This window comes from Pseudodonghicola flavimaris (assembly GCF_030164425.1).
Classification (GTDB): Bacteria; Pseudomonadota; Alphaproteobacteria; order Rhodobacterales; family Rhodobacteraceae; genus Pseudodonghicola; species Pseudodonghicola flavimaris.
In genome coordinates this window covers 1-19,852 of record NZ_JASNJD010000020.1, presented here as the reverse complement: position 1 = coordinate 19,852, position 19,852 = coordinate 1, and the positions used below count along the sequence as shown (strand labels likewise).

The following is a 19,852-nucleotide window of genomic DNA, read 5'->3' as shown; positions in this document are numbered from 1 at the left end:
CGGTTCGCTCCTCTCCTCTCGAACGGAAACCGGCCCGGGTGGTCATGCCACTCGGGCCGGGGATGTCAGTATCGCGGCTCAGCTCTCAGTGCGAGGCTTCGTATTCCGCGACCTTTGCCTGCATCGTCTTGTAGATTTCCTCGGCATTGTCGACGCCGGCGGCTTTCACTTCTTCGAGATAGTTCTGCATCATCGGCTGCAGGGCCTCGCGCCAGCGATTGCGCTCTTCTTCCGACAGCGTGGTGATCTCATGACCGGCGTCGATGGCTTCCTGACGGCCGGGTACGTCCCACTTGTTCCACCAGTCGCCGAATTTCGGCACCAGCGCATCGCCGGAGTATTTGTCGATGCAGGCCTGAGCCTCGGGCGACAGGCGGTTGAAGGAGCGTTCGTTCATCACGAAGAAGAAGGACACGGTATAGACGCCGGCTTCCAGGTGATATTGCAGAACCTCGTTCAGGCCGAAGGACTTCACCGGGTCCCAGGGGAACACGGTGCCGTCCAGAACGCCGCGCTGCAGGTTTTCATAGACTTCGCCCGGCGGCAGGCCCTGCGGCGAGGCGCCGAGGAAGGACAGCATTTCCGACACCGCCGGAGACGGGGTGCGGATGCGCAGACCGTCGAGGTCCTCCATCTTCTCCACCTTCTTGGAGGCGGTGTGGATCACGCCGGGGTTATGGGCGTGCAGCGCCAGCACCTTCAGACCCTTGTATTCCTCTGCCAGTTCGTTCGGCAGCATCGACCACAGCGCATAGGTGGCCGCGGCCGAGCTGTCGCTGAGAAAGGGCATGTCGATCAGCGAGGTACGCGGGAAACGGCCCCGCGGAATGCCGGTCAGGCCATGGGCGATGTCGACGACACCGGCCATCACCTGTTCCTGCTGGCGGGCGACATTGCCCAGCTGGGTGCCGGCGGGGAAGATTTCGAATTCGACCTCGCCGCCGGTGCAGGCGGTGACCTCTTCGGTCCAGGGCAGGATGAAGTCGGTGTGGATGCCGTGGACGGTGGGCAGGTAGTGGCTGAGCTTCAGCTTGGTCTTGGCCTCGGCGGCGACGGTGCCGCTCAGGGCCATGATGGCCGAAAGCGCCGCCCCGGCGAGCAGGTTGGGTTTCAGTTTCATCTGTGATCCTCCCGTTTGAGATCCAGTCTTGGGTTGCCTTGTCATAAAGGGGGCCTGGGCCGGGTCCTGCGCGTCAGAGCGCCAGCTTGATCCGGCCTCCGTTCTTCGCCCGCGAACAGCAGGACATGATGCGGCGGTTCTCGGCGCGCTCGCTGCGGGTCAGCACCATGTCGCGGTGATCGATATCGCCCTCCAGCACGGTGACCTCGCAGCTGCCGCAAAGCCCTTCGCAGCAATCCGAGGCGACATCGATGCCCGCCGCCAGAATGGCATCGAGCAGGGTCTGGTCGGCGGCGACGTTCAGCGTCAGGCCGGAATCCATCAGGTCGACCTTGAAGGCCTGTTCCTTCTCGGGGTCGAGGCCGGTGTCATGGGCGGTGAAGTGCTCAAAGTGGAAGGTGCTTTCCGGCTTGTCGGCCGTCAGATCTTCCAGCGCGGTGATCATCCGTTCCGGCCCGCAGCAATAGATCTGCCCGCCGTCCGGCAGGGCGGCGACGAGTGCCGCCAGATCGGCCCGGGTGCCATCCTCGCCGGTATGCAGATGCAGGTGATCGCCGTGATCGGCCTCCAGCCGGTTCAGCAGCGCCATGGTCGCGCGCGACCGGCCGCAATAGTGGATGGCATAGGGCTTCCCCAGCGCCTTCAGCCGGTCGGCCATGGCAACGATCGGGGTAATGCCGATGCCGCCGGCGACCAGCACATAGGCGGCCGCGTCTTCGTCCAGGCGGAAGAGGTTGCTGGGCCCGCGCAGGCGCAGTTCCATCCCTTCGCCGATATGATCGTGGATATAGCGCGATCCGCCGCGGCCCTCGTCCTCGCGCAGGATGGCGAGGTCATAGCCCGGGGCATCGGCGCGGCCACAGAGCGAATACTTGCGGTCGTACTCGCCCAGCACCAGTTCGACATGGGCGCCGGCGCTCCAGCGGGGCAGGGGGCGGCCCTTGGCGTCTTCCAGCGTCAGCCCGATGATGCCTTCGGCCTCCTGCCGCAGGCCGGTGACGCGGACCTTGCGGGCGATGTCGCGGCGCGACGGCGCGCCGACGGGGAAATAGAGGTGATCGTGGGCCAGCTGCGGGTGTTCGCGCTCCGGGTTCAGCGCCGGATCCCATTCGACCCAGACGTGATCGGGGCCGCGGAAGGAGGTGTTGGGCAGATAGGTGAACTCCTGCTCCGCCAGCCGCAGGTGGGGCAGGCGGCGAGTCATCTCCTCAAGGAAGATGCGCATCTCCATCCGGCCGATGTTCTTGCCCATGCACTGGTGGCTGCCATAGCCGAAGGTCAGGTGATCGACGGCGTTGTCGCGGTAGATGTCGAATTTGTCGCCATCCTCGAAGTGCCGCTCGTCCTGATTGCCGGAGGCCTGCACGATCAGCAGCTTGGCGCCCTCGGGCAGGTCGACGTCGCCGACCCGCGCCGGCGCGGTGGTCTGCCGCCGCCAAGCGACGATGGAGCCGGCGTAGCGCAGACATTCCTCGACCGCATTGGGGATCAGGCTCGGGTCGGCGCAGATGTCGTCCCAAGCCTCGCGGTTGCTCAGCAGCGTCTTGAACATATTGGCGGAGGCCAGCGAGGTGGTCTCATGCGCCGCGACGATGATCGCCATCATCATCGAATGCACATAGCTGTCGGTGACCACATCGGGCATCTCGGCGTTCTTGCGGATGGTCTCGTGCATCCAGCCGGTGCCCTCGGGCTCCTGCTTCATCTTCTCGATGATCTTGCCGGCGTATTCCCAGAACTGGCCGACGTCATGGGCGATGGCGACCTGCTCGTCGTCGGTGGGCTTGCCCCAGGTATTGACCGAATGCGCCACCGAGAAATTGCGCAGCACTGCGATCTCGTCCTCCGGCACGCCGAGGAAATGCAGCGCCACGTTCAGCGGCACCTCGTAGAGCATGGCGTCGATCAGGTCGACGCGGCCGTCGTTGATGAAGGCGTCCATCTTCTCGCGGGTGAGGCGACGGACCATGTCCTGCTGTTGTTCCAGGTTGGCGGGGATGAAGTGATCCATCAGCGCCCGGCGGCGTTCCATATGCGCCGGCTCGTCCTCGTTCACCATGGTGCGGTTCATCGCATAGCCATAGCCCTTGAGGACTTCCATCGCCTCGGGGGTGGCGGGGGTGATCTTCTCCAGCACGTTCCTGGGAGAGAACAGGATGCCGTCACGGAACACGGTCTTGATGTCCTCGTAGCGGCTGACGACCCAATACCCCAGCTTCGGGCTGTAGAAGACCGGCAGCTGGTCGCGCGACCAGCGCAGCGCCTCGGCCGGGTCGATCTGATAGGGGCCTTCGAAGGCGTCGAAAGCCTCGGCCATCTGCGAAACAGGGCAGCCGCCGGCGCTGGCCGCGGCGTGCATCGGGCACCCACCGGAGATCTCTTGTGTCTGTTGCGGTGTTGTCATGTGCTTTTCCTCCCTGCATCGAACGATTTACGAATAGTGAACAATCGTTGACTGATAGTGGATCTACGGTGCATGTTATCCATCTGTCAATCCCGCTTGCCGCTGGTTTCGCAGTTTTGCTAAAGCCGGCGCCGGTTCGGATTGACGAACCCGAGGGAGGAAGAGGAGCGGATATGTCGAGCGGAAAGCTGCAGACATTGGATCGCGGCATCGCGTTGCTGATGCTGGTCGCGCGCGGGGAGGGTCGCCTGAAGATCGCCGATCTGGCCGATCGGCTGGGACTGCATCGGGCCATCGCCTATCGCATCGTGGCGACGCTGGCCGACCACGGCATGGTCACGCGGCTGCCCGATGGCTGTATCGTGCTGGGCAGTGGTGCGGTGATGCTGGGCACCCATGCCGAGGGCAGCCTGCGTGCGCTGGCCCGCCCGGTGGTCGAAGATCTGGCCGAGGCCACCGGTTGCACCGCCTTTCTGGCGATGGCGCAGGGCGGTGATTGCGTCGCCATTCTGGCGGCGGAGCCCCGGGGGGTGATCTTCAACGTGCATTATCGTGTCGGCACCCGCCACCCGCTGGAACGCGGCGCCTCGGGCCTGGCGATCCTGGCAGGCCGGCCGGAGCAGCCCGACGATCCCGAACCGGTGCGCCGCGCCCGGGCCGATGGCTTCGCACTGACCCAGGGGGAGTTGCAGAAGGGCGCAATGGGGGTGTCGAGCCCGGTGCGCATCTGTGCCCCCGGGGTCGAAAGCCAGGCCATCGCCGGGATCGAGCTGTCGGTGGGCGTGGTGGCGCTGGAAACCCTCGACGTGGCGCCGGTGAGCACGGCGGTGCGACAGGCGGCGCGCGATCTCAGCGCGCTGCTCTGCGGCGCCTGAGGCGGTGGATCGGGTCGGTCCGGCGGTTTTGCCTCCGTCCGGCGCCGCTGTCTGCGGGGTTTCTGCGCAAAACGTCGCGCCAACACGAAGTCTTTACAATATTTGAGGAAATTGATGCAGCTGCCCCATGGCAATGGCGGCAGAGATCGCCGATAGTCATGGTTGGGAGATGACGCGGCGCCCCGGTCAGCGGTGGCGGTGCGAAACGACCGGAAGGATGACAGGCTTTGGCTAGACCGACGATGCTGTTGCCAGCGCAGGCCATCGCGGATCGCCCCGGCGATTCGTCGATCTGGAACACCCGACCGCGGCGCCGGTCCGCTGGCGGTCCGGAGGGGCGGCCATGACCGACTCACCAGCCGCTCCTGGCGCGACAGACCCGCAGGGCGCGGCCCGTGCATCGGGCAGCGTCTCGAAGGTGTCGGGCGCGGTGGTGGATGTCCGCTTCCCGCAGGGCCAGCTTCCGGAAATCAACACGGCGCTCAAGGTGCTCTGGGACGGCGATTACAGTCTCACGCTCGAGGTGCAGCAACATACCGATACCGATACCGTGCGCTGCGTGGCGATCCAGGAGACCGCCGGGCTGGCCTGCGGCACCGAGGTGGTGAACACCGGCGCCCCGATCCTGATGCCGGTGGGCAACAACGTGATGGGCCGGCTGCTGAACGTGGTGGGGGAGCCGATCGACCGGCTGGGCGATCTGCCTGCCGATACCCCGCGCAACCCGATTCACCGCGCCGCGCCGAAGCTGACGGATCAGACCGCGGGGGGAGAGCTGTTTCTCTCCGGCATCAAGGTGATCGACCTGCTGGCGCCGCTGGCGCGTGGCGGCAAGGCGGCGATGTTCGGCGGCGCCGGCGTCGGCAAGACTGTCCTGATCATGGAGCTGATCCGCTCCATCGCCGACCGGTACAAGGGCACGTCGGTGTTTGCCGGGGTGGGCGAGCGGTCCCGCGAGGGGCATGAGCTCTGGCTCGACCTGAAGCATTCCGGGGTGATCGACCGCACCATTCTGGTCTTCGGCCAGATGAATGAACCGCCGGGCGCGCGCTGGCGCGTGGCGCTGAGCGCCCTGTCGGTGGCGGAGCATTTCCGCGACGAGATGGGGCAGGACGTGCTGTTCCTCGTCGATAACGTCTTCCGTTTCGTGCAGGCGGGGTCTGAGGTGTCCGGGCTGCTCGGGCGGCTGCCGTCGCGGGTAGGCTATCAGCCGACGCTCGCCACCGAGATCGCTGAGCTGGAGGAACGCATCGCCTCGGTGCGCTCCGCGGCGGTGACCTCGATCCAGGCGGTCTATGTGCCGGCCGACGATTTCACCGATCCGGCAGTCGCCACCACCTTCACTCATCTCGACAGCGCCATCGTGCTCAGCCGCGACATGGCGAGCGAGGGGCTCTATCCGGCGGTCGATCCGCTGGCCTCCAGCTCCACCCTGCTGGACCCTTCCATCGTCGGCGAGCGGCATTACCGGGTGGCCGAGCAGGTGCGCCAGCTGATCGAGCAATATCGGGAACTGCAGGAGATCATCTCGCTTCTCGGGGTCGAGGAGCTCAGCGCCAACGATCGCCAGGCCGTGGGCCGCGCCCGTCGTCTGATTCGGTTCCTGACCCAGCCCTTCGCGGTGACGGCGCAGTTCACCGGTCGCGCCGGCGCCTCGGTCTCGCTGGAAGACACGCTGGCGGGCTGCGAGGCGATCCTTTCGGGCGAGACCGACGACTGGGAAGAAGGCTCGCTCTACATGATCGGGACCATCGACGATGCCCGCGCCAAGGAGGCCGCGGCCAAGGGAGAGACGATCGCCGCCTCCGCCGCGGATCAGCCGGCCGGGGGCGCGGCGTGAAACTGGTGGTGACCACGCCCACCTCGGTGGTGACCACGGTCGAAGACGTGGCCCACGTCCGGGCCGAGGATGCCTCCGGCGCCTTCGGCATCTTGCCGGGCCATGCGGATTTCGTCACCGTGCTGCCCACCTCCGTCGTCACCTGGCGGGACAGAGCCGGCAAGGAGGGCTTCGTCGTGGTGCGTGGCGGTGTCCTGACCGTGCGCGACGGCGCGGTGACCGAGATCGCCGCGCGGGGGGCCGCCAGCGACCGCGATATCTCCACCCTCGGCAAGGTGGCGTTGGAGCAGATGGAGAAATCCGAGGAGACCGAGGAAGGCAGCTGGACCGCCGATACCCGGCTGCATCTGGCTGCAATGCGGCAGATCGAACGGGTGCTGCAGGCGCAGCGCGGTGCGGATATGCCGCTGCCGCGGCTCGATGCCGGAACCCGGGGCGGCGGCGAGGGGGCGGGCGTATGACCGACCCGCGGCGCGAGGATCACGATGACATGGAGGAGGCGATCGAGCTGCGCAAGGCGCGGCGCGACCGCTGGCAGCGCGAGGGCGAGCGTCCGATCTGGAAGAACATGTCGATGTTCGGCGCACTGGGCTGGCTGATCGTGGTGCCGACGCTGCTGGGGGTCTTTGCCGGTCGCTGGCTGGACGACAAGCTGGGCAGCGGTATCACCATCACCGGGGCGCTGACCTTTCTGGGTGCCTGCCTGGGGTTCTATCTGGCGTGGAAGAGGATGACGCAGGAATGACGATGCCCGACCTGCCGCAGATCGCGCTCTGGCTGGGCGCCGGGCTGGCCCTTGGTGCCTTCTATTTCTGGATGCTGGGCCGCAGCGTCGCCGCCTTCGGCCAGGCCGAGGGCCGTCGGCGCGCCATCGGCTATGTGGTGCTGCGGCTGGCGGTGGCGGCCGGGGTGATGACGCTGGCAGCGCTGCAGGGCACCGGGCCGCTTTTGCTGACGCTCCTCGGCTTCATCGTCGCCCGAACCGTGGCGATCCGGCGCGCGAAGGGGGCGGAGTGATGGAGGCCGATCCGCTCTCGATCGAGGTTCTGTTCCATATCGGCCCGGTGCCGATCGCCCGTCAGGTGGTGACGACCTGGGTGATCATGGCGGCGATGGCGATTTTCCTGCGGATCTTCCTGCGGGCGCCGAAACGCGATGCGGGCCCGGTGCAGGCGGCGCTGGAAATCGTGGTGATGGCCATCGTCACCCAGCTGCGCGAAGTGCTCGACCGCGATCCCTGGCCCTACGTGCCGCTGCTGGGCTCGCTGTTCCTGTTTCTGGGCATCGCCAACCTGTCGGCGATCCTGCCGGGGGTGAAGACCCCCACCGGCCACATCGAAACCCCGGCGGCGCTGGCGTTGATCGTGTTCTTCTCGGTGCATTTCTACGGGCTGAAGGTGCGCGGCATCGGCCCCTATCTGCGCCACTATGCCCAGCCGACCCCGTTTCTGCTGCCGTTGAACATCCTGTCCGAGATCACCCGGACCTTTTCGCTGATGATCCGGCTGTTCGGCAACATGATGAGCCATGAGTTCATCATCGCCGTTCTGATGCTGCTCGCCGGTCTGTTGCTGCCGATCCCGTTCCTGCTGCTGGGGGTGCTGATCGGACTGATTCAGGCGTATATCTTCACCATCCTTGCAAGTGTTTACATTGCCGCCGGCATTGGCGCGGCGGAGGCCTGAGAGGGCCGAGAGAAAGGGGACGACATGGACAATCTCGTAGAAGTCGGCAGTGTTCTGGGGGCGGCGCTGGCCGTCGGCATCGGCGCCATCGGGCCGGCATTGGGCGAGGGCCGGGCGGTGGCGGCGGCGATGGACGCCATCGCGCGCCAGCCGGAGGCTTCGGGCACGGTGTCGCGGACGCTGTTCGTCGGTCTCGCGATGATCGAGACGATGGCGATCTACTGTCTGGTGATCGCGCTCCTGCTGCTCTACGCCAACCCCTTCGTCAGCTGACACGATGCAGATCGACTGGTGGACACTGGCGTTTCAGGTGGTCAACTTCCTGGCCGTCGTCTGGCTGCTCAGCCGGTTGCTGTTCCGTCCGATCCGCCGCGTCATCGAAGAGCGTGAGGCCGCCGATCGCGCCGCGGCGCAGGCGGCGCAGGCCAAGGTCGACGAGGCTCTGGCGGTAAAGCAGGACTATACCGCCAGACTGGCCGATTTCGCCGAGGCACAGCGCCGCGAGGAAGCTGATCTGCACAAGCAGATGGCCGAGGAACGGGACGCGCTGCTGGCGAAGGCGCGGTCGGAGGCGGAGAAGCTTCTGGACGAGGCCCGCGCCCGGATCGAGGCCGAGCGCAGCCAGACCGTGGATCAGCTGCGCGCCCAGATCGGCGAACTGGCGACCGGCATGGCGCAAAAGGCGCTGGGGGCGCCCGACATCGTCACGCCGGGGGCGGCGCTGGCGCAGGCGAGCGCCCGGCTGGCGGCGCTGTCTGGCACCGATCTGAAGGATCTGGTGACCGACCTGGGGGTCGAGGGCGCCGGGGTGACGGTGGTGACCGCCGCCGATCTGCCCGACCCGGCCCGGGACCGCTGGCGGCAGATGCTGCAGGAGCGTTTCGGCGCCGCTCTGGCCATCGGGTTCGAGACCGATCCGGCGCTGATCGGCGGGGCGGAGCTGCGCTTTCCCCACGCTGTGCTGAGTTTTTCCGTCGCTGCGCGGCTGCGCGAGGCGGTCGAGACTGTGAAAGGATAGCCGATGACGATGCGGGACGAGGCCGAAAGCTATCTCGAAACCGCCCGGAGCCGCCTGCAGGGCGCGGAGGCCGATCCCGAGCTGGAGCGCACCGGCCGCGTCGAGGAGATCGGCGATGGCGTGGCGATCATCTCGGGCCTGCCGCATACCCGGCTGGACGAGCTGATCCGCTTCGAGGACGGGACCCTGGGTCTGGCGCTGACGGTCAGCGAGACCACCCATGGCTGTGTGCTGCTGGCAGCCGGCTCCGGCATCTCCGCCGGCAGCAAGGTGACCGGCACCGGCACGGTGGCGCGGGTGCCGGTGGGCGAGGGGCTGCTGGGCCGCGTCGTCTCCGGCATCGGTGAGCCGATGGATGGCGGTCCGGCGATCCAGGCCGAACGCGAGGATCCGATCGAACGGCCGGCACCGGGCATCGTCGACCGCGATCTGGTGACCGAACCGCTGCTGACCGGGGTGACGGTGATCGACGCGATGATCCCGCTGGGCCGTGGCCAGCGGCAGCTGATCGTCGGCGACCGCAAGACCGGCAAGACCACGGTGGCGATCGACACCATCATCAACCAGCGCGACAGCGATGTGATCTGCGTCTATGCGGCCATCGGCCAGAAGGCCTCTACCGTCAACCGGGTGATCGAGGCGGTAAAGGCGCATGGCAACATGGACCGCTGCGTCTTCGTCGTCGGCAATGCCGATGCCTCCCCCGGGGCGCAGTGGATCACCCCCTATGCCGCCTGCACCATCGCCGAGTATTTCCGCGACAAGGGCCAGCATGCGCTGCTGATCCTCGACGATTTGAGCAAGCATGCGATCGTCTATCGCCAGCTGTCGCTGCTCCTGCACAAGCCGCCGGGACGCGAGGCCTATCCCGGCGATGTCTTCTATCTGCACGCGCGGCTTTTGGAACGGGCGGCGAAGATGTCGGCGGAGAATGGCGGCGGATCGCTGACCGCGCTGCCGGTGGCAGAGACGCTGGCCGGCAACCTCACCGCCTATATCCCGACCAACCTGATCTCCATTACCGACGGGCAGATCTATCTGGAGCCGAAGCTGTTCTACGAGGGCCAGAAGCCGGCGGTGAACGTCGGCATGAGCGTGTCGCGCGTCGGCGGCGCCACCCAGGCCAAGGCGATCAAGTCGCTGGCGGATTCGCTGAAGCTCGATTACGCGCAGTTTCTGGAACTGGAGGTGTTCACCCGGTTCGGCGCCATGGTGGACGCGCGCACTCAGAAGAAGATCGACCACGGCCGCCGGCTGCGCGCGATCCTTGGCCAGAACGAATACGCGCCCTTGCCGCTGTCGCGTCAGGTGGCGCTGCTGCTGGCGGTGTCCGAAGGCAAGCTGGACGATCTGCCACTGAGCGAAATGGCGCGGTTCCGGGCCCGGATCGCCGAACGGCTGCCCCGCGACCGTCCGCGCGCCGCCGCCGCCATCGACGAGACCGGCCAGCTGACCGACGAGTGCCGCGCCGCCCTGCGGGAGCTGATCGATCTGTGCCTGGCGGAAATCGCCCCGCCGTCCGCCGACGGGACGGCTGAGACCGGGGCCAGGACGGGGACCGCGACAGGGCAGGGGGCCTGAGGTGGAGGAGCTCTCCCGCATCCAGGCCCGGCTGGAAAGCCTTGGCGATCTCGATGAGCTGGTCGGGGCGCTGCGCTCTATGGCAGCCTCCCGCGCGCGGGAGGCGCAGGAGGCATTCGCCGGCACCCGGGCCTATTGCGATATCGTCGAACGGGCGATTTCTGAGATCGCGCCGCTGGTGCGTGACCTGCCCGACCGGGACGGGGGCGAACGGATCCTGCTGGTGCTGACCTCGGAAAACGGGTTCGTCGGCGGCTTCAACACCCGGCTGATCGACCGGATGGCCACGGAACGCCGTGCCGGAGAGCGGCTGATCATCGTCGGCCGGCGCGGCCGGGTGACGGCGCAGGAACATCGCATCGCCCCGGACCACGCTTTCGCCATGAGCACCCATGTCGACGGCGTGACCTCTCTGGCGCGGCGGATCGCGGCCCGGCTGTCGCAGGTGGCCGAGGCGCGCATTCTCTTTGCCGAGCACCGCCCCGGCGCCGCCTTCGATATCGTCGTCGAACAGGTGCTGCCGATCGGCGCCGCGACGCTGGAAAGCCTGGGTGCGCCGCCGGCCAGCCCGCCGCTGCACCAGCTTCCGGCGGAGGAGCTGATGCAGCAGCTGTCGGGGGAATACCTGTTTGCCAAGATCGCCCATGGCATCATGGAAAGCATCGCCAGCGAGAATAACGCGCGGCTGACCACGATGGATGCGGCGTCGCGCAATATCGCCCGCAAGCTGGAGCTGTTGCAGCGAGACGAACGCGCGGCCCGGCAGGAGAAGACCACCACCGACATGATCGAGGTGGTCACCGGCGCCCAGGCGGTCAGCGCCGGACGCTGAGGCGCTGAAGCGCAGGGGCCGGGGGCTCAGACCGTCATCATCTCCTCCGGGCGGAACTGCGCCGCGACATTAAAGAACAGATCCACCAGCGCGTTGCGGTCGTCGGCCAGGGCGAAGACCACCTCGTCGACGCGGGAGCGGAACTCCGGAACCGGCAGCCGCCGCACCACATCCGCGCGGTAGGTGCCATAGCGCCACATGAACCCGACGCCGATCCCCAGCGCCACCGCCTCATAGACCGCGTCGCGGGTATCGGCGATCAGCCGCGGCTCGGGGCTGAGGCCGGCGGCGCGGAAGCCGCGGTCGACCAGTTTCTGCGTCGAGGAGCCCGGCGAACGGAAGACCAGCGGGCTTGCCGCCAGTTCCGCCAGCGTGACGCTGTCGCGCGCCGCCATCGGATTGGAGGGGGAGACGATGGCCACTACCTCCTGGCTCAGCACCGGGGCGCGGCGGAACCGCGGATCGGGCGGCAAATCGGGCAGGACGGCGACATCGACCTCGCGTCGCGACATCGCCGCCAGGATGTCCTGATGCGAGCCGCTGTCGACGGTCACCGTCAGCGTCGGATGCTGCGCCAGCACCCGGCCGACGATGGCGATGCCGGGCATCGAGTTGCCCAGCCCCACCCGCAGCCGGTGCTTGCCGGTCGGCCCGCGTCGCGCCAGCACCCGCGCGGCATCGCGTTCGGCGGCCTGAATGCGGTTGCCGATATCGCAGAGCTCAAGACAGGCGGGGGTCGGCCGCAGCACACCGCGCACCCGGTCGAACAGGTGGATGTCATGGCTGCGCTCCAGCTCGCGGATCTGCTGCGAGACGGCGGAATGCGAAATGCCGATTCGGCGCGCTGCGGCGGCGAAGGAGCCTTCCTCGGCCACGGCGGTCAGCGCTCGCAAACGCGAAAAAGTGAGCCCGGAGGGAAGCTCTGAAAGGGAAGCTGTCATGATCCGAAGCTTTAGCTTTCGGACGTAACGGCACGGTTACAGAGCGGCCCGATACCGCAGCCATCGCCATGGTCGACCGGCCGGGCGGTGCCGAGACTGACCCAAGGACCGAAGACCCAGACCCGGGACCGCTGGCGGTTCCCGCAACGATAGGATTTTGCATGCCACACCCGATCCGCCTGAGCGATTTTCTGGACAGCCCCGGACCTGACCGCGCCGCCGTTCTGGCCGATCTGGACGGCTGCCTGCTCTCGGGAGAGACGGTGCTGCCGGATGTGCCGCGGCTGCTGGCGCGCTGCGGCGACCGGCTGTGGATCGTGTCGAATAACTCCACCGACACCGCGCAGACGCTGGCGGTGCGGTTGGCGCGGCTGGGCCTGCCGGTGCCGGCAGGGCGCATCCTGCTGGCCGGGGAGATGACGCTGCGGACGTTGCAGGCAGAGCGGCCCGGCGCCCGGGTGGCGTTGTTCGCGGCGTCGCCGCTGCAGGTGCTGGCCTGCGCGCTGGGTCTCTATCCGGACCGCCGCCGTCCCGATCTGATGGTGATCGCCCGCGATACCGGGCTCAGCTTCGACGATCTGGCCGAGATCATCGCGCTGGCCCATGCCGGGGTGCCGGTGCGGCTGACCAATCCCGACATCACCCATCCCGGCGCCGACGGCACCCCCTGTCCCGAGACCGGCGCGCTCTGGGCGGCGGTGACGGCGGCGGTTCCGCGGGCGGCGGCGGTGAGCCTTGGCAAACCCGCCCCGGACCTGCTGCGCCGGGCGCTCCGCCGCGCCGGCGTCGCCCCGCGCGATGCCGTGTTCATCGGCGACACGCCGGAAACCGACGGCGCGGCGGCGGCCGCTGCCGGGGTCGACTTCGTGCTGCTGGCGCGCCCCGGCGCCCCGGCCCGCGATCTTCTGCAACGGGAAGCCTCCTCATGCTAAGCTACAGCCTGCGCACTCTGACCCGGATGGCGCTGACCTTTCTGGCGATCATCACCATCGTCTTCTTCGCCACCCGCCTGTCGGGCAACGCCATCGACTTCGTGGTGGGCGAGAACATCACCAGCGAGGACCGCGATCTGCTGATCGCCTATTACGAGCTGGATAAGCCGGTCTTCGCGCAATACCTCGCCTTTCTGAAATCCTTCACCGACGGGCAGTTCGGGCTGAGCTTCATCGAACGCCGCCCGGTCAGCGAGATCGTGGTGGAACGGCTCTGGCCCTCGGCGCAGCTGCTGCTCTCGGCGATGGCGCTGACGCTTCTGGTGTCGCTGCCGCTGGGCATCGCCGCCGCCATCTGGCGCAAGAGCTGGGTCGGCAGCGCGGTGATGGTGCTGGCCTTCCTGGGCTATGCGGTGCCGAACTTCGTGCTCGCCGTGGTGATGGTGCTGATCTTCTCCTACTGGCTGAACTGGCTGCCGGTGGTGGGCAACGGGACGCCCTGGCATTTCATCATGCCGACCATCGCCATGGCCGGCGTGCTGATCGCGGCGCTGACCCGGTTCACCCGCAACGCCATGCTGGACGTGCTGGGGCAGGATTACATGCGCACGGCACGGGCCAAGGGCCTGCCGGAGAGCCGCGTCATCCTCAAACACGGGCTGCGCAACGCCGGCATCACCATCCTGTCGGTGGTGGGCCTGCAGGTCGCCGGCCTCGCCGCCGCCGGGTCGGTGGTGATCGAGGCGATCTTCGCCTGGCCGGGCATCGGCGATCTGCTGGTGAACGCCGCGCTGCGCCGCGATTACCCGGTGCTGCAGTTCGGCGTCGTCACCGTGGCGCTGGCCGTCATCGTCATCAATGCCGCCGTCGATCTGGCCTATGCCTGGGCCGACCCGCGGCTGCGTCAAACCGTGAACGCCTGAGGCTGCCATGACCCATTCCCCCACCATCACCGTGCCGTCGCGCCTGTCTGCCGCGCTGAGTTTCTGGCGCCGTGCCGATCCGATCCAGAAACTGGCGATCCTGGTTGCGGTCGGCCTGATCGGGATGGCGCTCTTCGCGCCGCTTCTGGCGCCCTTCGAGCCCAACTCCCAGAGCCTGATTTCCCGGCTGCGCCCGCCCCTTGGGTTCGAGCGGGCCAAGGCCGGCTATCTGCTGGGCACGGACGAACTGGGCCGCGACGTGCTGTCGCGCAGCCTCTACGGGCTGCGGCTGACGCTGATGCTGGCGGTCCTGGGCGCCAGCCTGGGGCTGGTGATCGGCGGCGTTCTGGGCCTGCTGGCCGGGATCGTCGGCGGCCGCACCGAGGCGGCGATCATGGCGGCGGTCGATACCCAGATCGCCATGCCCTTCACCCTGATCGCGCTGTTCCTGCTGGCGATCCTCGGGTCTTCGATCGAGGTGATCGTGCTGGTGCTCGGCCTCTACGGCTGGGAGCAATACGCCCGCATCGTCCGGGCCGAGGTCCGGCGGATGATGAAGATGCCCTTTATCGAGGCCGCCCGCGCCGCCGGCGCCAGCCCGCTCAGGATCGCGCATCACCATCTGCTGCCCAACATCGTCTCGCCCATCGTGGTGCAGTTCACCCTGTCGCTGTCGAACATCGTGCTGCTGGAAAGCACGCTGTCCTTCCTCGGGCTCGGGGTGCAGCCGCCCACCGCCACGCTGGGGTCCATGGTCGGGATCGGCCGCGACTTCATGCCGACGGCGCCGTGGATCGTGATGGTGCCGGCGGTGATGATCCTGCTGATCACCTTCGCGGTCCAGATCCTCGGCGACTGGCTGCGCGACGGCGCCGATGTCCGGCTGCGCGCCCGCTGATCCGCCTCCGATTGCAACAACAGAAGGCCGCCAGGGCCCGTTTCCATCCTCAGACCATCCAGCACCACGGAGTATACCCATGCTGAGACTGCTGCTTACCACCACGCTCGCTGCCGGCCTTGCCTCCGGTCTCGCGGCGCAGGAGATCACCGTCGGCGCCGCCAACGTGTCGAGCTATCTCGATCCCGGCCGCGATCATTCCAACGTCGGCTCGCAATTCTACTACAACACCTTCGACACGCTGATCGACAAGAACCACGACACGCTCGCCGCCGAATGGCAGCCGGCGCTGGCCATCGAATGGCATCTGGTCGAACCCACCGTGATGGAACTGAAACTGCGCGATGGCGTGGTGTTCCAGAACGGTGAGCCGATGACCGCGGACGATGTCGTCTTCTCGCTGAACCGGATGTATCAGGCGACCTTCCCGCCCTATGTGGTGCGGTCGCGCGACCGGCTCGACAACTTCGAGAAGGCCGATAAGGTCGACGACCTGACCGTGCGGATCACCGTCAAGCGGGAAGAGCCGCTGTGGAACACCCTGCTGAACCTGCAGCAGGTCATGATCATCCCTGAAGAGTATACCAAGGGCCTGACCGGCGATCCCAAGGTCGCCGAGGATGACGATTTCGAGGCCTTCTCGCTGGCACCGGTCGGCACCGGCCCCTATCGCGTCGCCGAATTCGTGCCGGGCGAGCGGCTGGTCTGGGAACGTTTCGACGACTTCTGGGGCGAAAAGGCGCCGCTGGAACGGGTCGTGGTGCAGCAGATCCCCGAGACCGCCTCGCGCGTGACCGCGCTGAAGACGGGTGAGGCCGATATCATCACCAATATCGCGCCGGACCAGCTGTCGCTGATCGAAAGTGATCCCAAGCTGCGCGCCGTCGGCAGCGCCACGCCGCTGTTCCACCTGATGATCATGAACGTGAACCACCCGACGCTGAAGGACCCGCGCATCCGTCAGGCGATGAGCATGGCGATCGACCGCGACACGCTGAACGAGGCGCTGTGGTTCGGCAAGGCGGTGGTGCCCGACAGCCATACCTATGAGGAGTTCGGCGATCTCTACATGCCGGAGCTGAAGACCTTCGAATACAACCCCGAGAAGGCGAAGCAACTGCTGAAGGAAGCCGGCTACGACGGCGCCGAGATCACCTATGACACCCATCCGACCTATTACACCAACGGTCTGCTCGCCGCGCAGGCGATCACCGAGATGTGGAAAGAGGTCGGCATCAACGGCAAGGTGCGCATCGTCGAGAAATGGAACGGCGGCGCGCCGGACATGATGACCCGCAACTGGTCGAACCCGATGTATTTCGCCGATCCCTTCGGGTCCTTCGGCGTGATGTGGGCGCCGAACGGGCCGTCCGAGGGGCAGGGCCGGTTCAACACGGATGCCGCCTATGCCGAGGCCTGGGAACGGTTCCGCTTCTCCAAGGACGTGGAGGCCCGCAAGGCCGCCTATGCCGAGCTGATGGAACGCATCAAGCAGGATCCGCCGTTCCTGCTGCTGTACCGCCCCTATGAAAGCTGGGGCATGAGCAAGGCCGTCAACTGGGCGCCGAAGCCGGGGCATATCCCCTATGTGCTCGATTTCCGCGCCGGTGCGATCTCCTTCGCGTCGAACTGATCCGACCCCCGGGGCCTGCCGATGCGGCGGGCCCTTCCTTCCCTCTGACGAAAGACCCCTGACATGACCCTCCGCCTTGCCACCGTTGCCGATATCCACCACGGCACCCCGTCCTCGACCAAGCGCGGCGATGCCGCCATGGGCCTGATGGAGGAGTTCGCCCGCTATGTCCGCGACGCCGATGTGACCCATGTGCTGGATCTGGGCGACCGGATTTCCGATGTCGATCACGACACCGACCTGCGGCTGGAGGCGGAGGTGGCCGAGGCCTTCCGCGCCATCGAGACACCGGTCTGGCACCTGAACGGCAACCACGACCGCGATCACCTGAGCGTCGCCCAGAACGAGGACATCCTGGGCCAGTCGCTGGGGCATGAGACCCATGACATCGGCGGCTGGCGTATCGTGCTGTGGCGGGCCGACAGCCGGATTTACCGCCATCCCGACCAGTCCGGCTTTGTCCTGCGCGAGGTCGATCTGCTGTGGCTGTCGCGCACCGTGCAGGCCGCCGACCGGCCGCTGCTGATCGTCAGCCATGTGCCGCTGTCGGGGCATTCGCAGATCGGCAACTATTATTTCCAGAACAACCCGTCGCTTTCCACCTATCCGATGGCAGAGCGGGCCCGCGCCGCGCTGGCCCAGGCGCGGGTGCCGGTGGTCTGCCTGGCCGGCCACGTGCATTGGAACACCGTCACCACGGTGGACGGTATCGCGCATCTGACCCAGCAGTCGCTGACCGAGAGCTTCACCACCGAAGGCGCGCCCGCCGGGGCCATGGGAGTGATCGAACTGGGCGAGACGGTGCGCTGGTCGGTCGACGGGCTCGATCCCTTCCGGGCCGAGATCACGCCGGGCCTGCGCCGCTGGACCCCGCCCTTGCCCGAGTTCCGCACCCATCCCGAGCTGCGCGCTCGCCACATTCCCGCCGAGAGCTGAGCCATGTCCCGATCCCCGCTTCTCTCCGTCGAGGCCCTGAGCCTGAATTTCGGTTCCTTCAGCGCGGTGCGCGATCTCTCCTTCGATATCGCCAGGGGAGAGACCGTGGCGCTGGTGGGGGAGTCGGGATCGGGAAAATCCGCCACCGCGCTGGCCATCCTGCGGCTGATCGAACGCGAGGGCGGCAGCATCGTCAACGGCGCGGTGCGTCTGCACGGCAGCCCGGGCCTCGATCTGGCGGCGCTCGGCGACCGGCAGATGCAGGCGGTGCGGGGCAACCGGGTGTCGATGATCTTCCAGGAACCGATGACGGCGCTGAACCCGGTGATGCCGCTGGGCGAGCAGGTGGCCGAGGTGCTGCGGCTGCATCAGGGGTTGAGCAAGGCTGAGGCGCGGATCGCCGCCTGCGCCGCCTTCGAACGGGTGAAAATCCCTGAACCCGAACGTCGGCTGGATCAGTTCCCGCATGAGCTGTCGGGCGGCCTGCGCCAGCGGGTGATGATCGCCATGGCGCTGGCCTGCCGGCCCGACGTGCTGATCGCCGACGAACCCACCACGGCGCTGGATGTGACGACCCAGGCGGAGATCCTGGCGCTGATCCGGCAGCTGCAGCAGGACATCGGCATGGCGGTCCTGTTCATCACCCATGACATGGGGGTGGTTGCGCAGATTGCCGATCGCGTGGTGGTGCTCTGCCGGGGCGACAAGGTCGAGGAAGGCCCGGTTGAGGAGGTGTTCCTGCGCCCCGTCGCCCCCTATACCCGCGCCCTGATGGCGGCGACCCCGCGGCTGGGCGCCGGGGCGCCGGGGCCGGTGCGCCCGCAGGCGACACCGGTGCTGGCGGTGGAGAACCTCTCTGTCCGCTTCCCGATGCGGCGGGGGCCGCTGCCGGGCCGGCATCTGGACTATCACGCGGTCAACGGCGTCTCGCTGCGGGTTGAGCGGGGCGAGACGCTGGGGCTGGTGGGGGAATCCGGCTGCGGCAAGTCCACCCTGGCCCGCGCCGTGCTGCGGCTGGTCGACGTGGCCGGTGGCCAGGTGCATCTGGACGGTGAGGAGATCACCCATCTGGAGGCGGCGGACCTGCGCCGGGTCCGGCATGTGGCGCAGATGGTGTTCCAGGACCCCTTTGCCAGTCTCAATCCGCGGCTGCCGGTCTATGACCTGATCACCGAACCCGCTCATATCCAGCAGCCGATGCCGCGCGCCGCCCGCATGGCGCTGGCGGAGGAGCTGCTGGTCAAGGTGGGGCTGGAGCCAGAGGCGGCGCTGCGGTTCCCGCATCAGTTCTCCGGCGGTCAGCGACAGCGGCTCTGCATCGCCCGGGCGCTCTCGGTTCGGCCGGCGCTGATCGTCGCGGATGAGGCGGTCTCGGCCCTCGATGTCTCGGTCGCCCGGCAGGTGACCGACCTGATGGCGCGGCTGCAGGCGGAGGAGGGGGTGTCGTTCCTCTTCATCAGCCACGATATCGCCGTGGTCGAACGGGTCAGCCAGCGTGTGGCGGTGATGTGGTCGGGGCAGATCGTCGAAACCGGCCCGACCGAGTCGGTGCTGCGCGACCCGCGTCACCCCTATACCCGCCGGTTGCTGGCGGCGGTGCCGGTGCCCGATCCGCAAGACCGCCGGCTGGGGCAGGGACGCCCGGCCCCGCTGCCGGCGCCGAAGCTGCTGTTGCCGGTGGCGGAGCGCCCGGATCGCGCGCCCCTGCAGGAGGTGGCACCGGGCCATTGGGTGGCGCGGCACGATACGGTCCGGGACCTGATCGATCTGGGCCATGGCTGCGCCGGGATGCCCGCGCCACGCGACTCGCAGGCCCGCCGCAGTCTCGATCCGGTGTGAATCGGTGGGAGATGGGGCAGGGGAGGGGGAAAATCCGGCCCGGCCGCGGCCGCGAGTCTCTCTTTTCGGGGCGACTCGTGGTGTGCCGGGGTCGATTTCCGCCAAGATCGGCCGAAAAGATGGCCCAATCGGCCGGGCAGGGGGCCTGAACCCTGCCATCGGCGCCGGAACCCACCGGTCCGGCACGTCGCGATTTGCCTTGAAAACAGGGGTTTTCGGCCTTCTGGCAAAAAAAATCGCAAAAACGTCACGAATCTGCTTGCGGGTCTTTGGGGTTATCCGTAAAAGCCCCTTCACCGGCGGCGCTGAGGCGCTACGGGGCGCCACGGAGGCGGACGGAACGGAAGGCGGCGGCGCTGCCTGAGGGACCTGAGGCCGAGGTGGTGGACAGAAAT

Annotated in this window: 19 protein-coding genes; 16 read left to right on the top strand and 3 right to left on the bottom strand. The window is 67.5% G+C overall.

Annotation, left to right across the window (positions count from 1 at the left end; all coding sequences use genetic code 11):
* Positions 1–85: 85 nt before the first annotated feature.
* Both QO033_RS19920 and QO033_RS19915 read right to left on the bottom strand, forming a co-directional pair.
* On the bottom strand, positions 86–1,120 hold the full coding sequence (locus QO033_RS19920; RefSeq protein ID WP_284482726.1) for a TRAP transporter substrate-binding protein: 1,035 nt from the start codon (positions 1,118–1,120) through the stop codon (positions 86–88).
* A 73-nt stretch (positions 1,121–1,193) separates the two neighbouring features.
* Entirely contained in the window at positions 1,194–3,524 is a 2,331-nt protein-coding gene (locus tag QO033_RS19915) for a cytochrome P450/oxidoreductase (RefSeq protein ID WP_284482725.1), read from the bottom strand.
* A gap of 173 nt (positions 3,525–3,697) precedes the next feature.
* On the opposite strand from QO033_RS19915, the gene QO033_RS19910 reads away from it, so the two are divergent.
* From QO033_RS19910 to QO033_RS19865, 10 genes are all read left to right on the top strand, one after another.
* A complete protein-coding gene (locus QO033_RS19910) occupies positions 3,698–4,399 on the top strand; it encodes an IclR family transcriptional regulator (protein ID WP_284482724.1) in 702 nt (233 codons plus the stop codon).
* Positions 4,400–4,742: 343 nt separating this feature from the next.
* The gene (gene atpD, locus QO033_RS19905; protein WP_284482723.1) at positions 4,743–6,239 is read left to right on the top strand and encodes a F0F1 ATP synthase subunit beta; all 1,497 of its coding nucleotides are present in this window, start codon (positions 4,743–4,745) and stop codon (positions 6,237–6,239) included.
* Positions 6,236–6,700 (top strand): F0F1 ATP synthase subunit epsilon, encoded by a 465-nt coding sequence (locus tag QO033_RS19900; protein WP_284482722.1) that lies wholly within the window; start codon positions 6,236–6,238, stop codon positions 6,698–6,700. The genes atpD and QO033_RS19900 overlap by 4 nt, the downstream gene beginning before the upstream one ends.
* Positions 6,697–6,984 carry an AtpZ/AtpI family protein gene (locus tag QO033_RS19895; RefSeq protein ID WP_284482721.1) on the top strand — a complete coding sequence of 96 codons (288 nt, stop codon included), beginning with the start codon at positions 6,697–6,699 and terminating at the stop codon, positions 6,982–6,984. The genes QO033_RS19900 and QO033_RS19895 overlap by 4 nt, the downstream gene beginning before the upstream one ends.
* Positions 6,981–7,256: an N-ATPase subunit AtpR gene (locus tag QO033_RS19890; RefSeq protein WP_284482720.1), complete on the top strand. Its 276-nt coding sequence runs from the start codon at positions 6,981–6,983 to the stop codon at positions 7,254–7,256. The genes QO033_RS19895 and QO033_RS19890 overlap by 4 nt, the downstream gene beginning before the upstream one ends.
* Positions 7,256–7,924, top strand: a complete 669-nt coding sequence (gene atpB, locus QO033_RS19885; protein WP_284482719.1) for a F0F1 ATP synthase subunit A — start codon at positions 7,256–7,258, stop codon at positions 7,922–7,924. The genes QO033_RS19890 and atpB overlap by 1 nt, the downstream gene beginning before the upstream one ends.
* A 24-nt stretch (positions 7,925–7,948) precedes the next feature.
* Positions 7,949–8,197 carry a F0F1 ATP synthase subunit C gene (locus QO033_RS19880; RefSeq protein WP_284482718.1) on the top strand — a complete coding sequence of 83 codons (249 nt, stop codon included), beginning with the start codon at positions 7,949–7,951 and terminating at the stop codon, positions 8,195–8,197.
* A 4-nt stretch (positions 8,198–8,201) separates the two neighbouring features.
* Positions 8,202–8,942, top strand: coding sequence for a F0F1 ATP synthase subunit delta (locus QO033_RS19875; protein ID WP_284482717.1), 741 nt, complete (start codon positions 8,202–8,204; stop codon positions 8,940–8,942).
* 3 nt (positions 8,943–8,945) lie between these two features.
* Positions 8,946–10,523, top strand: coding sequence for a F0F1 ATP synthase subunit alpha (locus tag QO033_RS19870; protein WP_284482716.1), 1,578 nt, complete (start codon positions 8,946–8,948; stop codon positions 10,521–10,523).
* A gap of 1 nt (position 10,524) precedes the next feature.
* Entirely contained in the window at positions 10,525–11,355 is an 831-nt protein-coding gene (locus QO033_RS19865; protein ID WP_284482715.1) for a F0F1 ATP synthase subunit gamma, read from the top strand.
* Positions 11,356–11,381: 26 nt separating this feature from the next.
* Here the strand turns inward: QO033_RS19865 and QO033_RS19860 are convergent, their stop codons facing one another.
* Positions 11,382–12,296, bottom strand: coding sequence for a LysR family transcriptional regulator (locus QO033_RS19860; RefSeq protein ID WP_284482714.1), 915 nt, complete (start codon positions 12,294–12,296; stop codon positions 11,382–11,384).
* Positions 12,297–12,457: 161 nt separating this feature from the next.
* Between QO033_RS19860 and QO033_RS19855 the strand changes: the two genes are divergently transcribed.
* The 6 genes from QO033_RS19855 to QO033_RS19830 all read left to right on the top strand — a co-directional run bounded on the left by QO033_RS19855 (position 12,458) and on the right by QO033_RS19830 (position 19,457).
* Entirely contained in the window at positions 12,458–13,228 is a 771-nt protein-coding gene (locus tag QO033_RS19855) for an HAD-IIA family hydrolase (RefSeq protein WP_284482713.1), read from the top strand.
* Complete coding sequence (locus tag QO033_RS19850; protein WP_284482712.1) at positions 13,222–14,151, top strand: ABC transporter permease; 930 nt, start codon at positions 13,222–13,224, stop codon at positions 14,149–14,151. Before QO033_RS19855 ends, QO033_RS19850 begins: the two co-directional genes overlap by 7 nt.
* Positions 14,152–14,158: 7 nt before the next feature.
* Positions 14,159–15,049 carry an ABC transporter permease gene (locus QO033_RS19845; RefSeq protein WP_284482711.1) on the top strand — a complete coding sequence of 297 codons (891 nt, stop codon included), beginning with the start codon at positions 14,159–14,161 and terminating at the stop codon, positions 15,047–15,049.
* A gap of 79 nt (positions 15,050–15,128) precedes the next feature.
* Positions 15,129–16,682, top strand: a complete 1,554-nt coding sequence (locus QO033_RS19840) for an ABC transporter substrate-binding protein (RefSeq protein WP_284482710.1) — start codon at positions 15,129–15,131, stop codon at positions 16,680–16,682.
* A gap of 63 nt (positions 16,683–16,745) precedes the next feature.
* The gene (locus tag QO033_RS19835) at positions 16,746–17,618 is read left to right on the top strand and encodes a metallophosphoesterase family protein (protein WP_284482709.1); all 873 of its coding nucleotides are present in this window, start codon (positions 16,746–16,748) and stop codon (positions 17,616–17,618) included.
* 3 nt (positions 17,619–17,621) lie between these two features.
* On the top strand, positions 17,622–19,457 hold the full coding sequence (locus QO033_RS19830) for an ABC transporter ATP-binding protein (RefSeq protein WP_284482708.1): 1,836 nt from the start codon (positions 17,622–17,624) through the stop codon (positions 19,455–19,457).
* The last annotated feature ends 395 nt before the right edge of the window (positions 19,458–19,852 follow it).